Source organism: Pseudochelatococcus lubricantis (genome assembly GCF_011762225.1).
Taxonomy (GTDB): domain Bacteria; phylum Pseudomonadota; class Alphaproteobacteria; order Rhizobiales; family Beijerinckiaceae; genus Pseudochelatococcus; species Pseudochelatococcus lubricantis.
This window is the reverse complement of the sequence record NZ_JAASQI010000001.1, coordinates 149539-174284: the sequence shown is the minus strand read 5'-3', so window position 1 is coordinate 174284 and position 24746 is coordinate 149539. Positions and strand designations below refer to the sequence as shown.

Below are 24746 nucleotides of genomic sequence, written 5' to 3'. Positions count from 1 at the left end.
GGCCGGCGGGCATTTTTCGATCAGGCGGGAACGCTGAGCGAGAGTGTGGGAGGAGTTCTGTCGGCGGTGGGGTCCGTCTCCACCCGACCCGACGGGGCGCCGGGCACGAAGCGCACCGCGCCGCCTGCGACGAGGGCGAGGGCGTGCGGATAGAGCAGGTGCTCCTGCGCCAGCACGCGCGCCGACAGGATGTCCGGCGTATCGCCGGGCAGGACGGGCACGGCGGTCTGCGCAATGATCGGGCCGGCGTCGACTTCGGGCTCGACGAAATGCACCGTGCAGCCGTGCAGCCTGACGCCCGCCGCCAGTGCGCGCTCGTGGGTCTGCGTGCCCGGGAAGGAAGGCAGCAGCGAGGGGTGGATGTTGATGAGCCGCCCGAGCCACCGCTGCACGAACCACGGCGTGAGAATGCGCATGAAGCCGGCGAGGCAGATGAGTTCGATGCCGTGTGCATTGAGCCGCGCGTCGAGCGCGCGCTCGAATGCCTCACGGTCGCGGCCGAAAGGCTTGTGATCGATGCTTTCCGTGGCGATTCCGGCATCGCGGGCAGTGGCGAGGCCCGCCGCCTCCGGCCGGTTGGCGGCGACGAGGACGATCTCGGCGGGAAAATCGGTGGCAGCGGCCGCCGCCAGCAACGCGGCCATGTTGGAACCGCGCCCGGAGATCAGCGCCGCCGTGCGCCGCCGTTTTCCGCCCGCCGTCATTCCGGTCACAGCCGCAACTCGCCGGTGGTGACGACGCGCGGACCGTCGCCCGCCGCGATGACGTCGCCGATCAGCACCGGTGTTTCGCCTTCCGCGATCAGCGCGTCCGTCACGGTCTCGACCTGTCCGGCCTCCACGACGACGACCATGCCTATGCCGCAGTTGAAGGTGCGCAGCATCTCCCCTGCGTCCACGCCGCCGACGCGCGCGAGCCAGCCGAACACCGGCAGCGGCAGGATGGCAGCGAGGTCGAGACGCGCCGCGGTGCCCTCGGGGAGTATGCGCGGAATATTGTCGATGAAGCCGCCGCCGGTGATGTGGGCGAGGCCCTTGATGGCGTCCGTGCGCCGAAGGGCGCCGAGCAGCTGGCGCACGTAGATGCGCGTCGGCTCCAGCAGCGCGATCCCGAGACGCTTTTCGGGGGCGAAGGGGGCGGTGGCGTTCCAGTCCAGCCCTGCGGCGGCAACGATCTTGCGCACGAGCGAGAAGCCGTTGGAATGAACGCCGGACGACGGCAGGCCGAGAAGGGCGTCGCCCGGCCGGATGTCCGCGCGCGGCAGCAGCCGGCCGCGCTCCGCCGCGCCCACGGCAAAGCCGGCGAGGTCGTAGTCGCCGTTGCCGTAGAGGCCGGGCATCTCCGCCGTCTCGCCGCCGAGCAGCGCGCAGCCCGCCTGCCGGCAGCCGTCGACGATGCCCTGCACGACGAGCGCGCCCTCGCGCGGGTCGAGCTTGCCGGTGGCATAATAGTCGAGGAAGAACAGCGGCTCGGCGCCCTGCACCACGAGATCGTTGACGCACATCGCGACGAGGTCGATGCCGATCGTCTCGTGATGGCCCGTCTCGATGGCGATCTTGACCTTGGTGCCCACGCCGTCGTTCGCTGCGACCAGAATGGGATCGACGTAGCCGGCGGCCTTGAGGTCGAACAGGCCGCCGAAGCCGCCGATCGTGCCATCCGCGCCGGGGCGGCGGGTCGCGCGCACGAGCGGCTTGATCGCTTCCACCATGGCGTTGCCGGCGTCGATGTCGACCCCGGCCTCGGCATACGTCAGCCCGTTCCTGATCGATCCGTCATGTCCGTTTTGCGACATCGCTTGCGGTTCCTGTGAACAATTCCATCTGGCACCTACGACGGCGGACGCCCGAAGGCAAGTGCGAAGGCGGACGCACGGCCGCGGAATACCGATTTTTCGGTGAACCGCGCCCGCCGCGCCAGTCATTATATAGACAGGCCGCCACGGATGGCGAGGAAGCCTTTAGGACCGCCGCCGCGCCGTGGCTTGTCGGGCGGGCGGGATTTGGTATAGCTGGAAAAAATGCGCAGAACGGCGAGCCTCCCGCGGCCTGCGGACCCCACGCCGACCGGGCGCCGGAGGATGAACGCGGTTCCATGACGATCCCCAACCTGATCACGATCCTGCGGCTGTTGCTGGTGCCAGTCATCGTGGCGTCGATCGGCGCGCAGGCGTGGCTTGCCGCCTTCGTAATGTTCGTCGTGGCGGGCCTCTCCGACGGGGTGGACGGCTATATCGCACGCCGCTTCGACATGCGCAGCGAACTGGGCGCCTATCTCGACGCCTTCGCCGACAAGGCGCTGCTGGTGTCGATTTACGTGGCGCTCTCCGTCGTCGGCGTGCTGCCGGGCTGGCTGGCGATCCTCGTCGTCTCGCGCGATGTGCTGATCCTGATGGCCATTGCCATCTCATGGCTGATGACGCGGCCCGTGGCGATCCGCCCGCTCCTCGTCAGCAAGCTGAACACGGCGGCGCAGATCGGCTTCGCCGCGTTGACGCTGGGGAGCCTCGGCCTCGCCGGCGCCGGGCCGGCGGTCGCCGCGCCGTGGCTGTTCAACGCGGGCATGGCTTCGGTCGTCGGCTTGACGCTGCTTTCCGCGGGTGCCTATCTCACGCTGTGGCTTCGTCATATGGCCGAATGAATAATCGGTGTTAGATGGAGTGCATGCGCGGTATCCTGCGCGGAAAGGCGGTTGCGCCCAAACCGGGGGCTGGCAGAAAATGGACTGGCGGATGAGTGATTTCTCTCCTGTCGAGCGTCAGATGCGCTTCTGGATCGTGGCGCTGGCGGCGTTGCTTGTCGGGGTTTACCTGCTGCGGGGCATCCTGCTGCCGTTCGTCGCGGGGCTGGCGCTCGCCTACATTCTCGACCCGGTGGCGACGCGGCTTGAGCGGATCGGCATGGGGCGCCTCACGGCATCGCTGCTGATTCTGCTGTTGTTCGTGCTGGCCTTCATTCTCACGCTGGTGCTGCTGCTGCCGGTGGTGGTCAACCAGCTCGGGGTGCTGCTCGAAAACCTGCCGGCGAACGCCAGGAACCTGCAACAGTGGGCGACGGAATACGGCGGCCCGCTGATCGAACATCTCGGCGGGCCGGAGGCGTTGGCCACCGTGGAGCGTTCGCTCACGGATATCGTGGGGCAGGCGGCGCGGTGGCTCGGCACGTTCGCGACCTCCCTCTGGTCGGGCGGGCAGGCGGTGATCAGTGTGCTCGCCCTGCTGGTGGTGACGCCCGTCGTCGCCTTCTACCTGCTGGTGGACTGGGGGCGGATGGTCGAAACGATCGATAGCTGGCTGCCGCGCCGCCACGCCGACACCATCAGGACGCTGGCGCAGGACATGAACGGCGCCATCGCCGGCTTCATCCGGGGGCAGGCGCTGGTGTGCTTCATCCTCGGCTCGTTCTACGCCATCGCGCTGACGTCGGTCGGCCTGAACTTCGGCCTGCTGATCGGCCTCGTCAGCGGCGCGCTCACCTTCATTCCGTACGTGGGCTCGTTCACCGGTTTCGTGCTGTCGGTGGGCGTGGCGCTGGTGCAGTTCTGGCCGGACTGGACGATGATCGCCGTCACCGTCGGCATCTTCCTGTTCGGGCAGTTCGTGGAAGGCAACATCCTGTCGCCCAAGCTCGTGGGGGATGCGGTGGGGCTGCATCCGGTCTGGCTGATGTTCGCGCTGGTGGCCTTCGGCTCGCTGTTCGGTTTCGTCGGCCTGCTGCTCGCGGTACCCATCGCGGCCGCCATCGGCGTGCTGACGCGCTTCGCACTGCAGCTTTATCTGGCGAGCCCGCTCTATACCGGGGCGGACCGTGAGCCGAGGGCCCGGATTCACGTCGATGTCTGAAGAGCGGCCGCAAGCGCCGAGGCAACTGCCGCTCGACCTGCCCGTGGAGCCGCGTCTGGAGGCGGCGGATTTTCTCGTCAGCCCCGCCAACGCGCAGGCGTTCACCATGATCGAGAGCTGGCCGGCGTGGCCGGACAGGCTGCTGCGGCTCGTCGGCCCGGCGGGATCGGGCAAGACGCATCTCGCGGCGATCTGGGCGCGGCGCGCGGGCGCGCGCATCGTGTCGGCTGCCGAGGTCACCGCGCAGGGCGTGGAGGAGCTGGCCCTGTGCGAGGCGCTCGTCATCGAGGATGCGGACCGGCCGCCGCGCGACGAACACGCGCTGTTCCACCTGCTCAATGCGGTGCGCCGCAACGGCGCGTCGATGCTGATCACGGCGCGCGCGCAGCCCGGAATGTGGGGACTCGCCACGCCCGATCTCCTGTCGCGCCTGCGGCTGTCGCCCGCCGTCGCCATCGATCCGCCGGACGACGCCCTGTTGCGGGCCGTCCTGGTGAAGCTCTTCGTCGACCGGCAGCTCGTCGTCGATGCCGGCGTCGTCGAGGCGCTGGGGCGGCGGATGGAACGCTCGCTCGCGGCGGCGCGGGAACTCGTCGAGGTGCTGGACCGCGAGGCGCTGAGCGACCGCCGGCGCATCACCCGCCCTTTCGCGCTCGCCGTACTGGACCGGCTGGCCGTGCGATCGGGCGCGGACGACGCATAGAGTCCGTCGCGCTTCATATCGGGGTTTCATGATATTGGGGTTTCATGGTTTTTCGTCGTGGAATTGTCGCAGAAGATTGCGACAACGCGGCTTGAATAGGATAACGGCGGGCGATGATCGCACGCGGCCCGGGTCGAATGTGGAGGTTCACCATGACGGATGTCGAAACGGTTCTGAACGTGGTAGACGAGGATGCCGGTGTTCCCGCGGAGGTGAGCGCCCCGGCGGAGGATTTCCCTGCGGGCGACGCCCTGCTTCATTCCCCCGAGCGGCTGGTCAACCGGGAGCTGTCGTGGCTGCAGTTCAACCGGCGGGTGCTGGAGGAGGCCTCCAACCGCAACCACCCGCTGCTGGAACAGCTTCGCTTCCTGTCGATTTCCGCCAGCAACCTCGACGAGTTCTTCATGGTCCGCGTGGCGGGCGTGCGCGGCCAGCTCCGCTCGGGCGTGTCCGTTGTCTCGCAGGACGGCCTGACGCCGGCCGAACAGCTCGCCCGCATCGGCGCCGGCGTGACGAAGCTCGCCAGCGATCAGCAGAAGCGTTGGCTTGAGCTGCGCGAGGAGCTGGTCGAGAACGGCATCGTGCTCATCAACCCGGACGAGCTGACCCGCGCCGAGCTGAACTGGCTCGACGACTACTTCCTGCACTACGTCTTCCCGGTGGTGACGCCGCTCGCCATCGACCCGGCGCATCCCTTCCCGTTCATTCCCAACCTCGGCTTCTCGCTGGCGCTCGCGCTGCACCGCCAGAGCGACAACAAGTCGCTCAACGCCCTGATCCGCATTCCCAACAAGGTGCAGCGCTTCATCAAGCTGCCTGACTTTGCCGAGACGGGCGCCTCGCGCTTCATCGTGCTGGAGCAGGTGCTGGTGCTGTTCATCAACCGCCTGTTCCCGGGCTATTCGGTGCAGGGCCAGGGCAGCTTCCGCATCGTCCGCGACTCGGACCTTGAGATCGAGGAAGAGGCGGAGGATCTGGTGCGCGTGTTCGAGAGCGCGCTGAAGCAGCGCCGGCGCGGCGTCGTCATCCGGCTGGAGCTTGAGGGCGCAATGCCCGAGAACCTGCGCGACTTCGTCGCCAAGGAGCTGAATGTCCTGCCGGACGAAATCTTCGTCTCCACCGGCATGCTGGCGCTCAACGAGCTGTCGCAGCTCGTCGGCCTCGACCGGCCCGACCTCAAGTTCACGCCCTACAATCCGCGCTATCCGGAGCGCATCCGCGAGCACGCGGGCGACTGCTTCGCCGCGATCCGCGAGAAGGATCTGATCGTCCACCACCCCTATGAATCCTTCGACGTGGTGGTGCAGTTCCTGCAGCAGGCGGCGCGCGACCCCGACGTCGTCGCCATCAAGCAGACGCTCTACCGCACCTCTTCCGACTCGCCCATCGTCAAGGCGTTGGCGGAGGCGGCCGAGGCCGGCAAGTCGGTGACGGCGCTGGTCGAGCTGAAGGCGCGCTTCGACGAGGAAGCAAATATCCGCTGGGCGCGCGATCTGGAGCGGGCCGGCGCGCAGGTGGTGTTCGGCTTCATCGAGCTGAAGACCCACGCCAAGCTGTCGTCGGTGGTGCGTCGCGAGGGCGGCCAGCTCGTCACCTACTGCCACGTCGGCACCGGCAACTACCACCCGATCACGGCGCGCATCTACACCGACCTGTCGTTCTTCACGGCCGATCCGGCGATCGCGCGCGACGTCAGCCGCATCTTCAACTTCATCACCGGTTATGCGGAACCGGCGGAGCTGGAGCGCATGGCCGTGTCGCCGCTCACCATCAAGCCGCGCCTCCTCCAGCACCTGCAGGAGGAGATCGAGCACGTGAAGGCCGGCCGTCCCGGCTCGGTGTGGATGAAGTGCAACTCGCTCGTCGACACGGACATCATCGACGGGCTTTACGAGGCGAGTCGGGCCGGCGTGCAGATCGATCTCGTCGTGCGCGGCATCTGCTGCCTGCGCCCCGGCATTCCCGGCCTGTCGGAAAATATCCGGGTCAAGTCGATCGTCGGCCGCTTCCTCGAACATAGCCGGATCTACGCCTTCGGCAACGGCCAGGAACTGCCTAACCCGCAGGCACATCTGTATATTTCCTCTGCGGACCTGATGCAGCGCAATCTGGACCGGCGCGTGGAAGCGATGTGCCCGATCTCGAACCCCACAGTTCATCAACAGGTTCTTGACCAGATTCTGCTTGCCAATCTGCTCGATAACGAGCAGAGCTGGACGATCCTGCCGGATGGGACGAGCACGCGCATCACGCCTGCCGAGGGTGAGGAGCCGTTCAACGCCCATGCTTACTTTATGACCAACCCGAGTTTGTCTGGCCGTGGAAAGTCTCTCAGAAATTCACGCCCCCGGAGCCTCGCCAAGGGGCCCGTCGGCTGATCGTGTGCCGCCCGACCAGGGTTTCCGGGCGCATGGCGCCGCCGATCAGGGGGCACGCATCGTAGAACAGCCGCAATATCTGGGGCGGGCCGGCAACGGCTCGCCCATTGCTATTATCGATATCGGATCGAACTCCATCCGCCTCGTGGTCTATGAGGAGCTGAGCCGCTCGCCCGCCCAGCTCTTCAATGAGAAGGTGCTCTGCGGGCTGGGGCGCTCCGTCGTCTCCACCGGACGGTTGCCGGAGGATGCGGTCGAGAGGGCGCTCAAGGCGCTCGCCCGCTTTCGCATTCTCTGCGACGCCATCAAGGTCGAGCGCGTGCATGTGCTCGCCACCGCCGCGGCGCGGGATGCCGCCAACGGTCCCGATTTCATCGCCGAGGCCGAGCGCATTCTCGGTTACAAGATCGAGCTGCTGTCCGGCCGGCGCGAGGCGCAACTGTCCGCCTATGGCATCCTCTCCGGTTTCCATCACGCGGACGGTGTCGTCGGCGACCTTGGCGGCGGCAGCCTCGAACTTATCGATGTCATCGGCAACACCGTGGCGCAGGGCATCACCACCAAGCTCGGCGGCCTCGCGCTGCAGGACGTGACCGGCGGCTCGCTGAAGCGGGCGGTCCGGGTGATCCGCGATGCGCTCGCGGACGCAGCCCCGCTCGATGCCCTGCGCGGCCGCAATTTCTATGCCGTGGGCGGCACCTGGCGCGCGCTCGCCGCGCTGCACATGGCGCAGAAGGCTTATCCGCTGCACGTGATGCACGGCTATTCCATTCCGGCCCGCGACGCGGTCGAGTTCACCAAGCTCGTCGAGCGCGCCGACACGGATATGCTGGAGTCGATCGAGTCCGTTTCCGAAGCCCGCCGCCCCCTGTTGGGCTATGGCGCGCTGCTGCTCGACGAGATCATCCGCAGGGGCCGGCCCGAGGCCGTCGTGATGTCGGCGCAGGGCGTGCGCGAGGGGCTTCTTTACGAGCTGCTCAACGAGGAGGAGCGCCGCACCGATCCGCTGCTGGCCGGCGCGGGCGAACTCAACCGGCTGATGTCCCGCTCGCCCGGCCACGCGACCGATCTCATTGCCTGGACGGCGCGCCTGTCCGCGTCGCTGCACCTCGACGAGACGGAAGACGAGCGCCGCCAGCGCGAGGCCGTGTGCCTGCTGTCCGATCTGGCCTGGCGCACGCATCCCGATTACCGCGGCGAGCAGAGCCTCAGCCTGATTGCGCATGCGGGCCTGACGGGCGTCGACCACCCCGGCCGCGCCTTCATCGCGCTGTCGGTGTTCTTCCGCCATGAGGGCCTGTCGCTGGACGGCGCGAGTTCCCGCATGCGCGAACTCGTTTCGCCGCGGATGCTGAACCGCGCCCGCATTCTCGGCGGCATGCTGCGGGTGGCCTATCTCGTTTCGGCGGCGATGCCGGGCGTGCTGCCGCGCACGCCGCTCGTCGGCAGCGGGGCGCGGCTGGCGCTGTCGCTGCCGGGCGATCTCGAACCGGTGGCGAACGAACGGCTGGTCAACCGCCTGCGTCAGCTCGCGCGCATCGTCGGGCGCGATCCCGCCGTGGTCACCGTGCCGAACCCCGGCGGCGGGGCGGCATAAGGAAGGTGCCGGGCGCTCTGCCGACCGCCCGGCCCTCGAAAAAGTCCGGCATCACCGCTCTATCAGGATCACCCTGTTGCCCTCCACGGCGATGGCGAGCCTGCCGTGCTTGAGCTTCAGCGCCTGTTCGCCGAACAACCCGCGCCGCCAGCCCTGCAGCGCGGGCACGTCGGCATCGTCATCGGCGACGATGGCTTCGAGATCGTCGACGGTAGCGAGGATCTTGGGCGCCACGCGCGCCGTCTCGGCGACGCTCTTCAGCAGCACTTTCAGCAGCTCCAGCACCGCGCCGCCGCCATTGCGCCCCCGCGGCCGTTCGAGCTGCGGCAACGTGGCTGGATCGCGCGCCAGGCCGCGCTCCACCGCCGCGAGGATCTCTGTGCCGGCGCGTGAACGCTCGAAACCGTTGGGGATCGAGCGCAGGCGGCCCAGCGCCTCCGCGGAGCGCGGGGCATGGACGGCGATGTCGGCAAGGCCGTCGTCCTTCATCACCCGTGAGCGCGGCACGTCGCGCGTGCGCGCCTCGTTTTCCCGCCACCCCGCGACTTCGATCAGCACGGCGACCTCGCGTGACTTCCGGACGCGCCCGCGCAGCCTCTGCCACGCATCCTCCGGCTTCAGCTCGTAGGTGTCCGGCGAGGTGAGGATTGCCATTTCCTCATCCAGCCAGCCGAGGCGCCCGCTGCGCGCGAGATCGTCGGACAGCGCGCCGTAAATGGTGCGCAGATGCGTGACGTCCGATTCCGCATAGAGCAACTGCTGGTTGTCGAGCGGCCGCTGCGACCAGTCCGTGAAGCGGGACGACTTGTCGATGCGCTGGTGCGCGAGATCGTTGGTGAGCTGTTCGTAGGACACCGAATCGCCATAGCCGCAGACCATGGCCGCGACCTGCGTGTCGAACAGCGGCGCGGGAATGACGTGGCCGCGCTGCCAGATGATCTCCACATCCTGTCGCGCCGAATGGAACACCTTGACCACCGCCTCGTTCGTCATCAGCGCGAAGAAGGGGGCAAGGTCGATATCGGGGGCGAGCGGATCGACAAGCACCGCCTCGTCGGGGCCCGCCATCTGGATGAGGCAGAGCCGCGCGAAAAAGGTCGTCTCCCGCAGGAATTCGGTATCCACGGTCACGAACGGATGCCGTGCGAGGCGCGCGCAGGCCGCCGCCAGCGTGTCTGTTGTCGAAATCAGATCCATAATGGTCCCGCTATAGCGGAGCGGCCGGCGCTTGTCGCGGGGGTCGCGGCGATTTAGCGGCCAATCCGGCGTCTTTTTCGGCACGATGCTTGACAAGCGGTGCCCGTCGTGGACTTCTCCCGCCGGTCTGTCGCGTCGACCGGGCGCGTCGGTGTTCTTTTCCCGTCATCTACTGTGGCTTGTTCCGTCATGCATCGCTATCGTTCCCACACATGCGGCGCTCTGCGCGAATCCGATATCGGCGCCGAAGTGCGTCTGTCAGGCTGGTGCCACCGCATCCGCGACCATGGCGGCGTGCTGTTCATCGACCTGCGCGACCACTACGGCCTCACGCAATGCGTCGCCGACTCCGATTCGCCGGCCTTCGAGGCCGTGTCGCAGGTGCGCTCGGAATGGGTGGTGAGGATCGACGGCAAGGTACGCCACCGCCCCGAGGGCACCGAAAACGACGATCTTTCCACGGGCCGGGTCGAGATCTACATCACGGGCCTCGAAGTGCTCGGCCCGGCGGCGGAGCTGCCGCTGCAGGTGTTCGGCGATCAGGTCTATCCGGAAGAGACGCGCCTCAAGTACCGCTTTCTCGATCTGCGCCGCGACAAGCTGCACCGCAACATCATCCGCCGCGGGCAGGTGATCGATTCGCTGCGCCGCCGCATGCGCGAGCAGGGCTTCTTCGAGTTCCAGACGCCGATCCTCACCGCGTCCTCGCCCGAGGGCGCGCGTGACTTTCTGGTGCCGAGCCGCCTGCATCCGGGCAAGTTCTATGCGCTGCCGCAGGCGCCGCAGCAGTTCAAGCAGCTCCTCATGGTCGCGGGCTTTGACCGCTATTTCCAGGTCGCGCCCTGCTTCCGCGATGAAGACGCCCGCGCCGACCGCTCGCCGGGCGAGTTCTACCAGCTCGATATCGAGATGAGCTTCGTCACGCAGGAAGACGTGTTCCAGGCCGTGGAGCCGGTGCTGCGCGGCGTGTTCGATGAATTCGCCGACGGCAGGCAGGTCACGCAGACCTTCCCGCGCATTCCGTACGCCGAGGCGCTGCTGAAGTACGGCTCCGACAAGCCCGACCTGCGCAACCCGCTCGTCATCGCTGACGTCTCGCAGGAATTCCTCGCCGAGGGCGTCACCTTCAAGGCGTTCCGCGGCGTGATCGAGTCGGGCGGCGTCGTGCGCGCCATTCCCGCCCCTGGCGCCGCGAGCCAGCCGCGCTCGTTCTTCGACAAGCTGAACGACTGGGCACGCGGCGAAGGCGCGCCGGGGCTCGGCTACATCGTGTTCGAGGACGAGGGTGGCGCGCTCGTCGGCAAGGGCCCCATCGCCAAGTTCATCCCGGCCGACGTGCAGGCCGCCATTGCGGCGAAAGCTGGCGTCGGCGCGGGCGACGCTGTCTTTTTCTCGGCCGGCGAGGTGCTGAAGGCGGCGAAGCTCGCCGGCGCGGCGCGCCTGCGGATCGGCGACGAACTCGATCTTTCCGCGAAGGACCGCTTCGACCTCTGCTGGATCACCGATTTTCCGATGTACGAGTGGAACGAGGAGGAGAAGCGCATCGACTTCTCGCACAACCCGTTCTCCATGCCGAACTTCGACCACGACGCCTTCCTCGCGCTCGATCCCGCCGACGAGAAGACGATCCTCGACATCACTGCCTTCCAGTACGACATCGTCTGCAACGGCATCGAGCTGTCGTCGGGCGCGATCCGGAACCATCGCCCGGATATCATGCGCAAGGCTTTCGCCATCGCCGGTTACGGCGAGGACGTGCTGGAGGCGAAGTTCGGCGGCATGCTGCGCGCCCTGAGCTACGGCGCCCCGCCGCACGGCGGCATTGCGCCCGGCATCGACCGCATCGTCATGCTGCTGTGCGATGAGCCCAACATCCGCGAGGTCGTGCTGTTCCCGATGAACCAGCGCGCCGAGGACATCCTGATGGGCGCGCCCTCCGAAGTGACGGCGAAGCAGCTTCGCGAACTGCATATCCGCCTGAACCTGCCGGAAAAGCCGGCCTGAGATGGAGCCGGTCGACGCGGTCGTCGTCAGCTTCAACAGCGCCCGCGTGTTGCCCGCCTGCCTCGATGCACTGAGGCGGGAGGGCGCGCGGGCGATTGTCGTCGACAACGCGAGCAGCGACGATTCCGTGGCGGTTGCGGAGGCACACGGCGCGTATGTCATCCGCAATCCCCGCAACGAGGGTTACGGCCGCGCCAATAACATCGGCATCCGCATGGCGGCGGCCGATCATGTGCTGATCGTCAATCCCGATGCCGTACTCGGTCCCGGCGCGCTGGCGCTGCTCGTCGCGGCAGCCGGGCGCTATCCCGATGCGGCCCTGCTCGCGCCGCGCATCGTCGAGCGGGAAGGGCGCTTCTTCTTCCAGTTCCGCTCGCTGCTGTCGCCGTATCTTCCTAATCCGAGGGCCATCCGCCGCTTTCCGGAGGGCGATTGCTGCGCCCCTTTCCTCTCGGGCGCCGTGCTGCTCGTGCGGCGCGCCGCCTTTCTCGATGCCGGCGGGTTCGACGAGAACATCTTCCTGTTCTACGAGGATGACGACCTGTGCCGGCGCCTTGCGGATGCCGGTCATTCACTCGTCCATGTGCATGAGGCCACGGCGCAGCATCAGCGCGGCGCTTCGAGCGCACCCGATCTCGCACGCGCCTTCAACGCCCGCTGGCACCTCGCATGGTCGCGCGCCTATATCAGCCGCAAATACGGGCTGCCCGACCCCGCGCCGGGCATGGCGCTCGTCAACGGCCTCAAAGCACTGGGCTCGCTGCTCATTCTCGATCGTGTCCGCGCTGTCCGCTACGGCGGTTCGGCGGCCGGCGCCTGGGCGTGGCTGCGGGGCCGCAACGCGCTGTCGCGGCAGGGGCTTGAGCCGGGCGGCGCGACTTCCCCCGGCAGGTGAGGGCCGGAAGACGACGGGAGCGGAACGGCGCCGAAAACGGGACGTCATTCGCGGTTTCGCAATTTGTAACGATTCTGCTATTTGTGTTCGGGTCAGTCCGGCTGTCGTCGGCAATCGGGAACCTGAATGGCGGAAGATTCATATCGGTACGGCGCCACCATCGAGACGGCGATGGCGCGCGGCGGCGACAATTTCAGTCTGATCCGCCATTGCCTGGCGGCGGCGGTCGTCGTCTCGCACGCCTTCAGCGTCGGCACCGGCATCGGTGCGGATGAGCCGCTGCATGCCACGACTGGTTTTTCGCTGGGTGAGCATGCTGTCAACGGCTTCTTTGCCGTGTCCGGCTTTCTCGTCACCATGAGCTTCATGCGGCGCGGGCCGCTCGACTATGTCGTGGCGCGCGCACTGCGCATCGCGCCGGCGCTCGTCGCTGCCGTTCTGCTCTGCGCTTTCGTCATGGGCCCGCTGCTGACGCAGCTGTCGCCCGGCGACTACTTCCGCGATCCGATGTTGTGGCGTTTCGTGCAGGCGACGCTGACGACGCTGAAAAGCACCGCGCCGCTGCCGGGTGTGTTCGAGGACAACCCGTTCCGGTTCGCGCTCGGCACGGTCTGGACGTTGAAATACGAGATCGCCTGTTATGTTCTCGTGCTTGCCATCGGCATGGCCGGCGTATTGCGCCGCCGGACACTGGTTCTCGCCGGCGTCATTGCTCTCGCCGCGGCGAGTCTCCTGCTCGATTTTCTGTATCCCGAGGCGGGCAAGGGCCAGCAGACGGCGATCCGGCTGCCGCTCATCTTCATGACAGGAAGCCTGCTCTTCCTCTATCGCGACCGGGTTCGCCTCGGCCTCCTGCTCCTCGCGGTGCTGGCGTTCGCGATGTGGCTTGCTGCCGGCACGCCGCTCTACCGGACGTTGCTGTTCGTGACGCAGGCTTACGGCGTGCTGTGGTTCGCGCTCGCCGTGCCGCCGCTGCTGCGCAGGCCCCCGCGGGCCGATCTGTCCTATGGCCTTTATCTTTATGGCTGGCCGGTGCAGCAGGTTCTGTTCGGCTTCTTTCCGCAGATCGCCGCGTGGGCGATGATCGGGCCGGCCCTCGTGCTGTCGGCGCTCGTCGCCGCGCTGTCGTGGTATCTCGTCGAGCAGCCTGCGCTTGCCTTCAAGGGTCGGCTTATGCTGACAGCGCGCCGGTCGTCCGCAGCCGCCTGATGGCATCGATCAGTTCCGTCGTCCGCTCGCTCTGCAGCAGCGGCAGCAGGGTGGCGATGGCGGCGTCGGGCAGGTCCCACCAGGCCGTGTCGAGGAGAGCGTCGATGACGTCGCGCGGGAACCTGTGCCGGACGACCTGCGCCGGCACGCCCGCCACGATCGCATACGGCGGTACATCGCGCGTCACCACCGCCCGTGCCGCGATCACGGCCCCGTGGCCGATGGTCACGCCCGGCATGATCATCGCCCCCGATCCGATCCACACGTCCGATCCGATCGAAACGTCTCCGCCGCCCGCGCGATAGTCCGGCAGTGTCTCGCTGCCGGGCCACCGGTCCGGGAAGGCGGAAAACGGGTAGGTCGTCGTCCAGTGCAGGTGATGGCCGCCGCCGAGCAGAATCTCGACCTTGTCGGCGATGGAGCAGAAACGCCCGATGGCGAGGCTGTGCCCCTGGTCGGCGAAGCGCACCTTGGGGTGGCCATAGCTATGCGCGCCAACGGAAAATCCGTAACGGCGAATATCGCGCGCCAGAAAAAGCCGCGTTTCGTTGTGCGGATTGCGCCAGCGTTTCACACGTCTGAAAAGGGACATCAGCTATTCCTGGAACGCAAGCCGAAGGCGGGACAGAGCATTGACGAACGTGCACCGACACGCGACAAACGGACGGCGGGACACCAGACCCGGAAATTCGTACCAGCCATTCGCCAAAGACAGGGGACATCGCGCCAATGACCGGCAATATCTCGCAAGATCTCAAATCGGGGGCTCTCTTCTATCACCGCAACCCCCGGCCGGGAAAGCTCGAGATCAAGCCGACCAAGCCGCTCGGCAACCAGCGCGACCTCGCGCTCGCCTATTCGCCGGGCGTCGCCGTTGCCTGTGAGGCCATCGCGGCAGACCCGACGGAGGCCGACAGCCTCACCACCCGCCAGAACCTCGTCGCCGTGGTGTCGAATGGCACGGCCGTGCTCGGTCTCGGCAACATCGGGCCGCTGGCCTCGAAGCCGGTGATGGAGGGCAAGGCCGTCCTGTTCAAGAAATTCGCCGGCATCGACGTGTTCGACATCGAGGTGGCGGAAAACGACGTAGAGCGCCTCGTCAATGTCGTGGCCGCGCTGGAGCCGACGTTCGGCGGCATCAACCTTGAGGACATCAAGGCGCCGGAGTGCTTCGAGGTCGAGGAGCGGCTCAAGCTGCGCATGAACATCCCGGTGTTCCACGACGACCAGCACGGCACAGCCATCATCGTCGGCGCGGCCGTCACCAACGCGCTGGCGCTGGCAGGCAAGCGGATCGACAAGGTCAGGATCGTCGCTTCCGGCGCGGGCGCGGCGGCGCTTGCCTGCCTCAACCTGCTCGTGTCGCTCGGCGCGCGGCGCGAGAACATCTGGGTGACCGACATCGAGGGCGTCGTCTACGAGGGCCGCGCCGCGTTGATGGACCGCTGGAAGGCGATCTATGCCCAGAACACCGACAAGCGGACCCTTGGCGAGGTTATCGAGGGCGCGGACATCTTCCTTGGTCTCTCTGCGGCGAACGTGCTGAAGCCCGAGATGGTGAAGAAGATGGGCGAGAAGCCGCTCATCCTCGCGCTCGCCAACCCCAATCCGGAGATCCTGCCCGAGGTGGCGCGCGAGGCGCGGCCCGATGCGATGATCTGCACGGGGCGTTCGGATTACCCCAACCAGGTCAACAATGTCCTCTGCTTTCCATACATTTTCCGCGGCGCGCTCGATGTCGCGGCTTCGACCATCAACGAGGCGATGAAGGCCGCGGCCGTCAAGGCAATTGCGGAACTGGCGCGCGAGGCGCCCTCGGAAGTGGTGGCGCGCGCCTATGGCGGCGAAACGCCCAACTTCGGCCCGGAGTCGCTCATTCCGAACCCGTTCGACCCGCGCCTGATCCTGCGCATCGCGCCCGCTGTCGCGAAGGCAGCCATGGAATCGGGCGTCGCGCGCAAGCCCATCGCGGATTTCGATGCCTATGCCGACTCCCTGAACGGTTTCGTGTTCCGCTCCGGCTTCATCATGAAGCCGCTGTTCAGTCAGGCGCGTTCGGAGCCGGGCCGCGTCATCTACGCCGAAGGCGAGGATGAGCGCGTGATGCGGGCGGCGCAGGCGGTGGTGGAGGATGGCATCGCGCGGCCCATCCTCATCGGCCGTCCCGCCGTGGTGGATGCCCGCCTGAAGCGCTTCGGCCTGTCGATCGAGGCGGGACGCGACTTCGATCTCATCAATCCGGAAGACGATCCGCGCTACCGCGACTACGTCGCCACCTATCTGGAGGCTGCTGGCCGCAAGGGCATCACGCCGGACGCCGCGCGCACGCTGATGCGCACAAACCCCACCGTGATCGCCGCCGTGGCCTTGCTGCGGGGTGATGCCGACGCGCTGATCTGCGGGGTGGAGGGCCGCTTCGACTCCCACCTCAAGCATATCCGCAACATCATCGGCGTCGCGCCGGGCGTCGACGACTTCGCCGCGATGAGCCTCGTCATCACCTCGAAGGGCCATTACTTCCTGGCCGACACGCATATTCGCCCTGATCCGACCGCGCAGGAAATCGCGGATATGGCTGTCTCCTGTGCCGTCCATGTGCGCCGGTTCGGGATCGAGCCGCGCATCGCCCTGTTGTCGCATTCCAACTTCGGTTCCGCCGACACTGCCTCGGCGCGCAAGATGCGCACCGCGCTGGCGCTGCTGCGCGAGCGCGCGCCCGATCTTGAGGCCGACGGCGAAATGCAGGCCGATGCCGCGCTGTCGCAGGTGGTGCGCGACCGGGCACTGCCGTCCTCGCACCTCAAGGGCGCGGCCAATGTGCTGATCCTGCCGACGCTCGACGCCGCGAACATCGCTTTCCAGTTCGCGCGCGTACTGGCGGACGCGCTGCCGGTGGGTCCCATTCTTCTGGGCCCGGCAAAGCCCGCACACATCCTGACGCCGTCGGTCACGGCGCGCGGCGTGGTCAACATGACGGCGGTTGCCGTCGTCGAGGCACGTGCGCAGACCGAAACGCAGCGACAGGCCGGCGCGCAGCCGCAGCGGGCCTGAGCAGAGCCGGCAAGGCGCCTCCCGTCGGGCCGGGATGACTTTTCGCTGAATCGTCATCCCGATCCATCTCTCTGATCGAGCATGATCTTTTTCCGGGATCATGCTCTGGCGGGTGCCTTGTCGCGGTGTTTATTCGTTTGCCGTGCTGATGTCGAAACGGTCCAGAATGGCGCGCGGTTCGGAGGCGCCGAAATCGATGGTGCCGATGCCGACGCCGGCGGGCTCCCTGGCCGTCGCAGTCAGGGCGAGTTTGCCCGGCGAGTTTGCGAAGCGCGCTACCGCTGAGGCGATCTTTCGTGCGGCGGCGGAGTCGCCGATGACAGCCGGAATGCCGATCGTCGCGAGTGCGGCGAACTGCTGCTTGACGTCGTCCGGGCTGGCATCCGCGGCTTGCCGCTTGACGATCCGCTCGAACAGGCCCTTGTTTTCAAGGGTGAGGGTGATGTCGTGCAACGTGGCCTTGCCGAGCGCCTGCAACGCCAGATCGGTGTCGCCGGAAAAGGCGCGCCTGTCCACCTGCCCGAGCCGTGCTCGCACGTCGATGCTGCCGATTTCTTTTCCCGACAGAGACAGTGCCTCGACGGCGAGCCGGCCGCCCTCCGCTGTCCAGTGTCCGCGCGCGGTCGCCGAGAGGGTGACCTCGTCGTAGCCCAGCTCCCGCAACTGGTTGACGCCGTCATTGTCGGTCGCGGGCAGGAGCGCATGAAACCCGTCGAGAACGGTTTCGAACTGCGCGCTATCCCCGTCCGGCACAAGATCCGTCATGCTGGTGAACGAGGCGATCGAGAAAGCCACCCGTCCAGATGCGTCGTTCACCTGTTTCCCGTCCGCATCATCGATGTTGAAATCGACGTTGACATTTTCGACGCGCAGCCGCCCGCCCTCCGGCGCGAGGCGCGCGTTATCGAGCGTGATATCGGGGTTGTCCGGATCGGGCCGCGCGGCCTCGGCCAGCGCGCTTGCCGTCGACCTGAACGAGAGATCCTCCACAGCGAAAGTCCGCACCGAGGCCTTGCCGGCGTTGCCTTCGAACGTAATTCCCTCGAACGAAAATCCGAGCTTCCGGTCGATGAAGCGGGTTCGGATCGTATCGACGCGCAGGGAATAGTTGTCCTCTTTCGCGTGTGCGCCGGTCTGCGAGACGGTGACGCCCGAAGCGGTGGTCTCGCCCAGTTCGAGGCCGGAGAGCAGGCCGGCAAGTCCCGCGAGCACCTTGCGCTTGCCGTCGGGCGACAGTGAATCGAAGCTGCCGCTCCCAGCTTCCGCCAGTCCGGCCAGTTCCGACAGGGAGGTGCTGCCCGGTCGCACGGAGAGGCCCTCGCCGTCGATTCCGGCAATCTCCATCGAAAACGTGGCGTCGTCCGCGTTGCCGGTTACACGGTAATCCTTGATTGAAAACGGGCCATGGAGGGGCTGCGCAGGCTGCTCCCGATCCCGCGCGGCGCCGTCCGTTTCATCGCCGCCGAAAAGGCGCGCAAAGAGCACGGTATCGAATTTCTCGACCGAGGTTTCGCCTGAGGTGCCGGTAAACTGTACCTTGTCCCCGCTGTCGTCGGTGAGCGTGGCCGTGACGGCGCTGCGCGCGGAGCGGAGCGATCCGATGACGCCGTTGACGACATCATGCAATTCCATGTCGAAATAGGTTGTCACCTGCCGCACGCCGCCGGAGTGCTGCGTCACGGTCAGTTCGGGGATCGCGATGCGCGTCGCCGACAATGTGTCGAGACGTGCGGGCAGCGATCCGGCCCCCGTGGCGAACAGCGCCCGCAGTTCCGCTTCCGGCAGGCTGGAGCCGGTAATGGCCGCGCTCGGGATCGCGATCTCGACTCCGTTTCCGGAAATCCCGATATTCGCGAGAGAAATGTCAGAGGCAGCGTATGCCGCAGAAGGCCCCAGGAGGGCGAGGAGCGATGGCCGTGCCGGCTCCCCGCCAGGGAAGGACGATCCGGCGACGACGAAGGCGGCAACCAGCGTGCCGATAATGCGAGAGGCACAGGACATGCGATTCCCCAACATGCGGCCGGGCAAGGATGGATTGCCGCTGACGATCAGTGCTGAGAACGTAACACGTACAAGCACAGACTGTCAATTTCCGCTGGGCATGTTCAGATTCCAGATCGCAAAATAGTGATGAGCGTAATTCAATTAAAAATGCCATGAAAAAGAAAGGTTAATGATTTTCGAATATTTATAACGTCTTCTTGATGCGAGTTTATGGATGATGTTTTACAAAAAATGAGGGATTCATAAACTCTCTTTCGCTCCGTTATTGATGCCGGGCATTGCGGGGCGGGGGTCGTAGGGAGGCGGGCGCCGTATGAGAGCGGACATTTTTTCCTTGTCATCGCCCTCACATTGGTCATGCATATGGTGCCTGCCGTTTCAGGGGCTCCCGGTGTTCGTGTAAAGTGGCGCACGAATCAGGTAATGGAGATTGCAAGATGAGTGACGCGACCTCTCAGAATCCGCAGAACGGGGCGCAGGAACCGCTGGCCCTGACGTTTCACGCAGAGGTCGGCGAGGGCGATCAGGTCCTTCTGAAGGCGCGCTCCCCGCACGCCGAAACCGCCCTGCCGCTGACGAGCGCGCAGGCAGCGCATCTCGGGCGCGCGCTCCTGACGGCCGCGGTGGCAACCCATGCCGGCGCTTCACGTCCGGTTGCCGGCACGCCGGTGGACGATTGCCAGTTCCCAGTTTTGCGCTGGATCGCGGCGCGCTCCAGCCGCAACGGGTTTCCGCTCGTCACGGTGATCCTGCCCGGCAATGTCAGCCTCACGCTGCAGCTTGACGACAGCTCGACGGTGAAATGCGGCGAATCGCTGATCAGGCTGGCACAGCGTGGCGCCGAGGACGCTAACGGCACGCAGGACGGCGGACTGCCGCCCATCATCTGACGCGCGCTGTGCCGGATCTGACGCGCGCTGTGCCGGCAGGTCGCCGCGCGGGTGACAATTCTATATGCGCAGCCCGCGAGGCCTGCTACAACGCGGCCCCGAGTGCGGGAGCAATAGATACAGCAGCGCGGAACATGTGGCATGACTGACAGCCTGACAATCCTGCAGCCGGACGACTGGCACGTGCACCTGCGCGATAGCGACATGCTTGCGGCGGTGCTGCCGGCGACGGCGGCACATTTCGGCCGGGCAATCATCATGCCCAATCTCGTGCCGCCCGTCGTGACCGCCGCGCAGGCGCGGGACTATCGCGGCCGCATCCGCGCCGCCCTGCCGCCGGACAGCGCCTTCACGCCGCTGATGACGCTTTATATGTCGGACGATACGGCGCCCGAAGACGTCGTGGCCGGGCATGCGGAAGGCACAGTTGCTGCGGTGAAGCTTTATCCGCAGCATGCGACGACGAATTCCCATTTCGGCATCAGCGATATCGCGAAGGTCTATCCGGTGCTGGCGCGCATGGAGAAGGCGGGCGTGCCGTTGCTGGTGCACGGCGAGGTCGCCGATCCGGAGGTGGACATCTTCGACCGCGAGGCCGTGTTCCTGGAGCGCGTGTTCGATCCGCTGGTGCGCCGCTTTCCGGGCCTGACCGTCACGCTGGAGCACGTGACGACGCAGGAAGGCGTGGACTATGTGACGGGCGCGCGCGAAGGCGTCGGCGCGACAGTGACGCCGCACCATCTCATGTTCAACCGCAACGCCATCTTTCAGGGCGGCATCCGACCGCATTATTATTGCCTGCCGATCGCCAAGCGCGAACAGCATCGGCAGGCCCTGCGGCGGGCGGTGACATCGGGCAATCCGCGGTTCTTTCTCGGCACGGATACGGCGCCCCACCCCCGCCGGGCGAAGGAGGCCGCTTGCGGCTGCGCGGGCCTGTTCGTCGCGCCCGTGGCGCTCGCCACCTACGCGCAGGTATTCGACGAGGAAAGTGCGCTAGGCCATTTCGAGGCTTTCGCCAGCCTCAACGGGCCGCGTCACTACGGCCTGCCGGCGAACACGCGCCGGATCGTCCTTCGGCGCGCTTCCCGCTTCGTGGCGGAAGACCTCGATGTCGCCGGCGGCGATCGGGTCCATGTGTATCGCGGCGGCGAGAGCGTGGGCTGGACGGTGGAGAGCGTGGGCTGAGCGGCCGTTTCGCGCCCGCCCCGCGCGGATCGAAAAGGATGCTTGCAATGCGTCCGGTTTGGCAACAAAACCGTTTCGATAGACAGAATCGGCAACAAACGCCGCCGATCGGGGGTGGCGAGGGCGTTGCGCCTGGAAGATGCGCGCGAGCGGGTAGGGGAGCTGTAGATGAAGATACGCCGTCTGCTTGTGGCCAACCGGTCGGAAATCGCCATTCGGGTTTTCAGGGCGGCGGCGGAACTTGGGATCGAGACCGTCGCCATCTATGCCGAGGAGGACAAACTCTCCCTGCATCGCTTCAAGGCGGATGAGGCGTATCAGGTCGGCAAGGCCCAGGAGGGGCGCCGGCAGCTTGGGCCGCTTGAGGCGTATCTGTCCATCGATGAAGTGATTCGCGTAGCGCGCGAGGCGAAGGTCGACGCCATCCACCCCGGTTACGGCTTTCTGTCGGAAAGCCCGGAATTCGCCGATGCCTGTGCCGCGAACGGCATTATCTTCATCGGCCCGCGCCCGGAGACGATGCGTACGCTCGGCAACAAGGTCTCGGCGCGCAACCTCGCCATTTCCGTCAACGTGCCGGTGATGCCGGCCTCCGATCCGCTGCCCGAGGATCCGGAGGCGGTCAGAACCATCGCGGAGAAGATCGGCTATCCCGTCATGCTCAAGGCGAGCTGGGGCGGGGGCGGGCGTGGCATGCGTCCGATCGAGGGGCCCGACAACCTCGTCAGCGTGGTCGCGACCGCGCGGCGCGAGGCGAAGGCGGCCTTCGGCAAGGACGAGGTCTATTTCGAAAAGCTCGTGCGCCGCGCCCGGCATGTCGAGGTGCAGTTGCTGGGCGATACGCACGGCGGGCTGGTGCATCTCTTCGAGCGCGACTGCACCATCCAGCGCCGTCATCAGAAGGTGGTCGAGCGCGCGCCGGCGCCCTATCTCGACGGGAAGCAGCGGGCCGAGCTGTGCGAGGCCGCGCTCAGGATCGGCCGCGCTACGGGCTACGTCGGGGCGGGCACCGTCGAGTTCCTGATGGACGCCGACACGGGGGCCTTCTACTTCATCGAGGTCAATCCGCGCATCCAGGTCGAGCATACGGTCACCGAAACCGTGACCGGGCTCGATATCGTCAAGGCGCAGATTCACGTGGCCGAGGGTGGGCATGTCGGCAACGTCGCCGAAACCGGCATTCCGCCGCAGGAGCAAATCCGCCTCAACGGCCATGCGCTGCAGTGCCGCATCACCACGGAAAATCCGGAAAACAACTTCATCCCTGACTACGGCCGCATCACCGCCTATCGCGGTGCGTTCGGCTTCGGTATCCGCGTCGATGGCGGCACGGCCTATTCGGGCGCGGTGGTGACGCGCTTCTACGACCCCATGCTGGAGAAGATCACCGCCTGGGCACCGACGCCGGACGAGGCGGTGGCGCGCATGGTGCGGGCGCTGCGCGAGTACCGCATTCGCGGCGTGGCCACCAATCTGAGCTTCCTCGAAGCGCTGCTGAACCACGAAAAGTTCCTGCGCGGCGACTATACCACCCGCTTCATCGACGAGACGCCGGCGCTGTTCGCCATGCCGCGCAAGCGCGACCGCGCCACCAAGCTGCTCGGCTACCTCGCGGACGTCACGGTCAATGGCCATCCGGAGGCGCGCGGGCGCGCCCGTCCGCCGGCGGAGGCACGCTTTCCCGCGCCGCCGGCTTTCCATCGCGATGATCTGCCGGAAGGCTCGAAGCAGATATTCGAGCGCCTCGGCGCCAAGGGCTTCGCCGACTGGATGAAGGCCGAAAAGCGCGTGCTCGTCACCGACACCACCATGCGTGACGCGCACCAGTCACTGCTTGCCACGCGCATGCGCACCTTCGATATCGTCTCGGTGGCGGATGCCTATACGAAGGGCCTGCCCGAGCTTCTCTCGCTCGAATGCTGGGGTGGCGCGACCTTCGACGTGGCCATGCGCTTCCTTTCCGAGGACCCGTGGGAGCGGCTGGCGCTGCTGCGCGAGCGCGCGCCAAACATCCTGCTGCAGATGCTGCTGCGTGGGGCGAACGGCGTCGGCTACACGAACTATCCCGACAACGTCGTGCGCTACTTCGTCCGGCAGGCGGCCGAGGCCGGCATGGACCTGTTCCGTGTGTTCGACTGCCTCAACTGGGTGGAGAACATGCGCGTCGCCATCGATGCCGTGGGCGAGGCGGGCAAGCTCGTCGAGGGCGCGATCTGCTACACGGGCGATCTCGACGATCCGGCGCGGCCGAAATACGCGCTGAAGTACTACGTCGATCTGGCGAAAGAACTGGAGGCGGCGGGCTGCCACATCCTTGGCATCAAGGACATGGCTGGCCTGCTCAAGCCTTCCGCCGCGAAAAAGCTCGTGAAGGCGCTGAAGGAGGAAATTGGCCTGCCGATCCACCTGCACACCCACGACACCTCCGGAATTTCCGCCGCGAGCGTGCTCGCGGCGGTCAACGCCGGGGTGGATGCAGTCGACGCGGCAATGGACGCCATGTCCGGCCTCACCTCGCAGCCATGTCTCGGCTCGCTGGCGGAGGCGCTGCACAACGACGAGCGCGCCACGGGTCTCGATTCGGACGCCATTCGCCGCATCAGTTTCTACTGGGAGGCGGTGCGGGCGCAGTACACGGCCTTCGAGAGCGACCTGCGGGCGGGGGCGTCCGAGGTTTATCTGCACGAGATGCCGGGCGGCCAGTTCACCAACCTGAAGGAGCAGGCGCGGGCACTCGGCCTGGAGACGCGCTGGCACGAGGTGGCGCGCGCCTATCGCGATGCGAACGACCTGTTCGGCGACATCGTCAAGGTCACGCCGTCGTCAAAGGTGGTCGGGGACATGGCGCTGATGATGGTGGCGCAGGAACTGGCGCCCGCCGACGTACTCGATCCGGCACGCGAGATCGCCTTCCCGGCCTCCGTGGTGGAGATGCTGCGCGGCGATCTCGGCCAGCCCCCTGGTGGCTGGCCCGAGGCGCTGCAGAAGAAGGTCCTGAAAGGCGAGACGCCGTCGACCGCCCGCCCGGGCGCGCTCATCCCGGCGGCCGACCTCTCCGTGGAGCGGGAGACGGTGGCGGGCAAGATCGACCGGCCGGTCAGCGATCAGGAGCTGGCTTCCTATCTCATGTATCCGAAAGTCTTCACCGATTTTGCCATGACGAGCTGGAAGTACGGTCCGGTATCCACGCTGCCGACGCCCAACTTCTTCTATGGCATGCAGCCCGGCGGCGAGATTACCGTCGAGATCGAACGCGGCAAGGCACTCGTCATCCAGTTGCAGGCCATCGGCGAGACTGACGAGGACGGGCTCGTGCGCGTGTTCTTCGAGCTTAACGGCCAGCCGCGCATCATCAAGGTGCCGAACCGGGCGGCGGTGGCGGACCTGCCGTCCCGTCGCAAGGCGGAGGACGGCAACGACGCCCATGTCGCCGCGCCGATGCCGGGCCTGATCGCCACGCTCGCGGTGCAGGCGGGGCAGAGCGTGAAGGCCGGCGACGTGCTCGTCACCATCGAGGCAATGAAGATGGAAACCGCCTTGCGGGCGGCGCGTGACGGCGTTGTGCGTGAGGTTCTGGTGAGCGCGGGCAGCCCCGTGGACGCCAAGGATCTGCTGGTGGTGCTCGAATAGAGAGCTATCGACCCGATTACTCATTTTTCTCGCATTAACGTCCTCGCACATGGACGAAAACAAGGGTATGATGCTCCGTCGCCGGTAAACTGCGATGGAGAGGGGCCAACCATACGAATGGTTCGTGCGGGGGTTGCCTGTCCTGTTAACATTGACCAC

Annotated in this window: 17 protein-coding genes; 12 read left to right on the top strand and 5 right to left on the bottom strand. The window is 66.6% G+C overall.

Going from position 1 to position 24746, the window contains the following annotated elements:
- Positions 1-20: 20 nt before the first annotated feature.
- Together purN and purM are read right to left on the bottom strand one after the other, a co-directional pair.
- The gene (gene purN, locus FHS82_RS00710) at positions 21-704 is read right to left on the bottom strand and encodes a phosphoribosylglycinamide formyltransferase (protein ID WP_166948853.1); all 684 of its coding nucleotides are present in this window, start codon (positions 702-704) and stop codon (positions 21-23) included.
- A 5-nt stretch (positions 705-709) separates the two neighbouring features.
- Positions 710-1795 carry a phosphoribosylformylglycinamidine cyclo-ligase gene (gene purM, locus FHS82_RS00705; protein WP_166947707.1) on the bottom strand — a complete coding sequence of 362 codons (1086 nt, stop codon included), beginning with the start codon at positions 1793-1795 and terminating at the stop codon, positions 710-712.
- A 299-nt stretch (positions 1796-2094) separates the two neighbouring features.
- Here purM and FHS82_RS00700 point away from each other — a divergent pair, with 299 nt between their 5' ends.
- The 5 genes from FHS82_RS00700 (at position 2095) to ppx (ending at position 8519) form a co-directional block, all read left to right on the top strand.
- Positions 2095-2640 (top strand): CDP-alcohol phosphatidyltransferase family protein, encoded by a 546-nt coding sequence (locus FHS82_RS00700; RefSeq protein WP_166947705.1) that lies wholly within the window; start codon positions 2095-2097, stop codon positions 2638-2640.
- A 91-nt stretch (positions 2641-2731) separates the two neighbouring features.
- Positions 2732-3841 carry an AI-2E family transporter gene (locus FHS82_RS00695; RefSeq protein ID WP_246224952.1) on the top strand — a complete coding sequence of 370 codons (1110 nt, stop codon included), beginning with the start codon at positions 2732-2734 and terminating at the stop codon, positions 3839-3841.
- Positions 3834-4544, top strand: a complete 711-nt coding sequence (locus FHS82_RS00690) for a P-loop NTPase family protein (protein WP_166947701.1) — start codon at positions 3834-3836, stop codon at positions 4542-4544. Before FHS82_RS00695 ends, FHS82_RS00690 begins: the two co-directional genes overlap by 8 nt.
- 152 nt (positions 4545-4696) lie before the next feature.
- Entirely contained in the window at positions 4697-6922 is a 2226-nt protein-coding gene (locus tag FHS82_RS00685) for an RNA degradosome polyphosphate kinase (RefSeq protein WP_208394019.1), read from the top strand.
- A 58-nt stretch (positions 6923-6980) separates the two neighbouring features.
- On the top strand, positions 6981-8519 hold the full coding sequence (ppx, locus tag FHS82_RS00680) for an exopolyphosphatase (protein ID WP_343042490.1): 1539 nt from the start codon (positions 6981-6983) through the stop codon (positions 8517-8519).
- A 51-nt stretch (positions 8520-8570) separates the two neighbouring features.
- Here the strand turns inward: ppx and rnd are convergent, their stop codons facing one another.
- Positions 8571-9716 (bottom strand): ribonuclease D, encoded by a 1146-nt coding sequence (gene rnd / locus FHS82_RS00675; protein ID WP_166947697.1) that lies wholly within the window; start codon positions 9714-9716, stop codon positions 8571-8573.
- 189 nt (positions 9717-9905) lie between these two features.
- Here rnd and aspS point away from each other — a divergent pair, with 189 nt between their 5' ends.
- The 3 genes from aspS (at position 9906) to FHS82_RS00660 (ending at position 13824) form a co-directional block, all read left to right on the top strand.
- Positions 9906-11720, top strand: a complete 1815-nt coding sequence (aspS, locus tag FHS82_RS00670; RefSeq protein ID WP_166947694.1) for an aspartate--tRNA ligase — start codon at positions 9906-9908, stop codon at positions 11718-11720.
- 1 nt (position 11721) lies between these two features.
- Complete coding sequence (locus FHS82_RS00665; protein ID WP_166947692.1) at positions 11722-12615, top strand: glycosyltransferase family 2 protein; 894 nt, start codon at positions 11722-11724, stop codon at positions 12613-12615.
- Between the two features lie 126 nt (positions 12616-12741).
- Positions 12742-13824, top strand: coding sequence for an acyltransferase family protein (locus tag FHS82_RS00660; RefSeq protein WP_166947689.1), 1083 nt, complete (start codon positions 12742-12744; stop codon positions 13822-13824).
- Here the strand turns inward: FHS82_RS00660 and FHS82_RS00655 are convergent.
- Positions 13787-14416: a CatB-related O-acetyltransferase gene (locus tag FHS82_RS00655; RefSeq protein ID WP_166947686.1), complete on the bottom strand. Its 630-nt coding sequence runs from the start codon at positions 14414-14416 to the stop codon at positions 13787-13789. The genes FHS82_RS00660 and FHS82_RS00655 overlap by 38 nt on opposite strands.
- Before the next feature lie 137 nt (positions 14417-14553).
- Between FHS82_RS00655 and FHS82_RS00650 the strand changes: the two genes are divergently transcribed.
- Positions 14554-16875, top strand: a complete 2322-nt coding sequence (locus tag FHS82_RS00650; RefSeq protein WP_166947683.1) for an NADP-dependent malic enzyme — start codon at positions 14554-14556, stop codon at positions 16873-16875.
- A 129-nt stretch (positions 16876-17004) separates the two neighbouring features.
- On the opposite strand, the gene FHS82_RS00645 is transcribed toward FHS82_RS00650, so the two are convergent.
- On the bottom strand, positions 17005-18876 hold the full coding sequence (locus FHS82_RS00645; RefSeq protein ID WP_166947680.1) for a hypothetical protein: 1872 nt from the start codon (positions 18874-18876) through the stop codon (positions 17005-17007).
- Positions 18877-19316: 440 nt separating this feature from the next.
- Here FHS82_RS00645 and FHS82_RS00640 point away from each other — a divergent pair, with 440 nt between their 5' ends.
- From FHS82_RS00640 to pyc, 3 genes are all read left to right on the top strand, one after another.
- Positions 19317-19769: a hypothetical protein gene (locus tag FHS82_RS00640; RefSeq protein ID WP_166947677.1), complete on the top strand. Its 453-nt coding sequence runs from the start codon at positions 19317-19319 to the stop codon at positions 19767-19769.
- Between the two features lie 141 nt (positions 19770-19910).
- Positions 19911-20957, top strand: a complete 1047-nt coding sequence (gene pyrC / locus FHS82_RS00635; RefSeq protein ID WP_166947674.1) for a dihydroorotase — start codon at positions 19911-19913, stop codon at positions 20955-20957.
- Positions 20958-21125: 168 nt separating this feature from the next.
- The gene (gene pyc, locus FHS82_RS00630) at positions 21126-24587 is read left to right on the top strand and encodes a pyruvate carboxylase (protein ID WP_166947670.1); all 3462 of its coding nucleotides are present in this window, start codon (positions 21126-21128) and stop codon (positions 24585-24587) included.
- Positions 24588-24746: the final 159 nt, after the last annotated feature.

Excerpts from the sequence above, each read along its gene's own strand:
- FHS82_RS00695 (WP_246224952.1), top strand. The coding sequence starts at position 2,732 with ATGAGTGATTTCTCTCCTGTCGAGCGTCAGATGCGCTTCTGGATCGTG.
- purN (WP_166948853.1), bottom strand. The coding sequence starts at position 704 with ATGACGGCGGGCGGAAAACGGCGGCGCACGGCGGCGCTGATCTCCGGG.
- FHS82_RS00685 (WP_208394019.1), top strand. The coding sequence starts at position 4,697 with ATGACGGATGTCGAAACGGTTCTGAACGTGGTAGACGAGGATGCCGGT.
- FHS82_RS00645 (WP_166947680.1), bottom strand. The coding sequence starts at position 18,876 with ATGTCCTGTGCCTCTCGCATTATCGGCACGCTGGTTGCCGCCTTCGTC.
- pyc (WP_166947670.1), top strand. The coding sequence starts at position 21,126 with ATGAAGATACGCCGTCTGCTTGTGGCCAACCGGTCGGAAATCGCCATT.
- FHS82_RS00650 (WP_166947683.1), top strand. The coding sequence starts at position 14,554 with ATGACCGGCAATATCTCGCAAGATCTCAAATCGGGGGCTCTCTTCTAT.
- FHS82_RS00700 (WP_166947705.1), top strand. The coding sequence starts at position 2,095 with ATGACGATCCCCAACCTGATCACGATCCTGCGGCTGTTGCTGGTGCCA.
- FHS82_RS00690 (WP_166947701.1), top strand. The coding sequence starts at position 3,834 with ATGTCTGAAGAGCGGCCGCAAGCGCCGAGGCAACTGCCGCTCGACCTG.
- FHS82_RS00660 (WP_166947689.1), top strand. The coding sequence starts at position 12,742 with ATGGCGGAAGATTCATATCGGTACGGCGCCACCATCGAGACGGCGATG.
- FHS82_RS00665 (WP_166947692.1), top strand. The coding sequence starts at position 11,722 with ATGGAGCCGGTCGACGCGGTCGTCGTCAGCTTCAACAGCGCCCGCGTG.
- FHS82_RS00640 (WP_166947677.1), top strand. The coding sequence starts at position 19,317 with ATGAGTGACGCGACCTCTCAGAATCCGCAGAACGGGGCGCAGGAACCG.
- rnd (WP_166947697.1), bottom strand. The coding sequence starts at position 9,716 with ATGGATCTGATTTCGACAACAGACACGCTGGCGGCGGCCTGCGCGCGC.
- aspS (WP_166947694.1), top strand. The coding sequence starts at position 9,906 with ATGCATCGCTATCGTTCCCACACATGCGGCGCTCTGCGCGAATCCGAT.
- FHS82_RS00655 (WP_166947686.1), bottom strand. The coding sequence starts at position 14,416 with ATGTCCCTTTTCAGACGTGTGAAACGCTGGCGCAATCCGCACAACGAA.
- purM (WP_166947707.1), bottom strand. The coding sequence starts at position 1,795 with ATGTCGCAAAACGGACATGACGGATCGATCAGGAACGGGCTGACGTAT.
- pyrC (WP_166947674.1), top strand. The coding sequence starts at position 19,911 with ATGACTGACAGCCTGACAATCCTGCAGCCGGACGACTGGCACGTGCAC.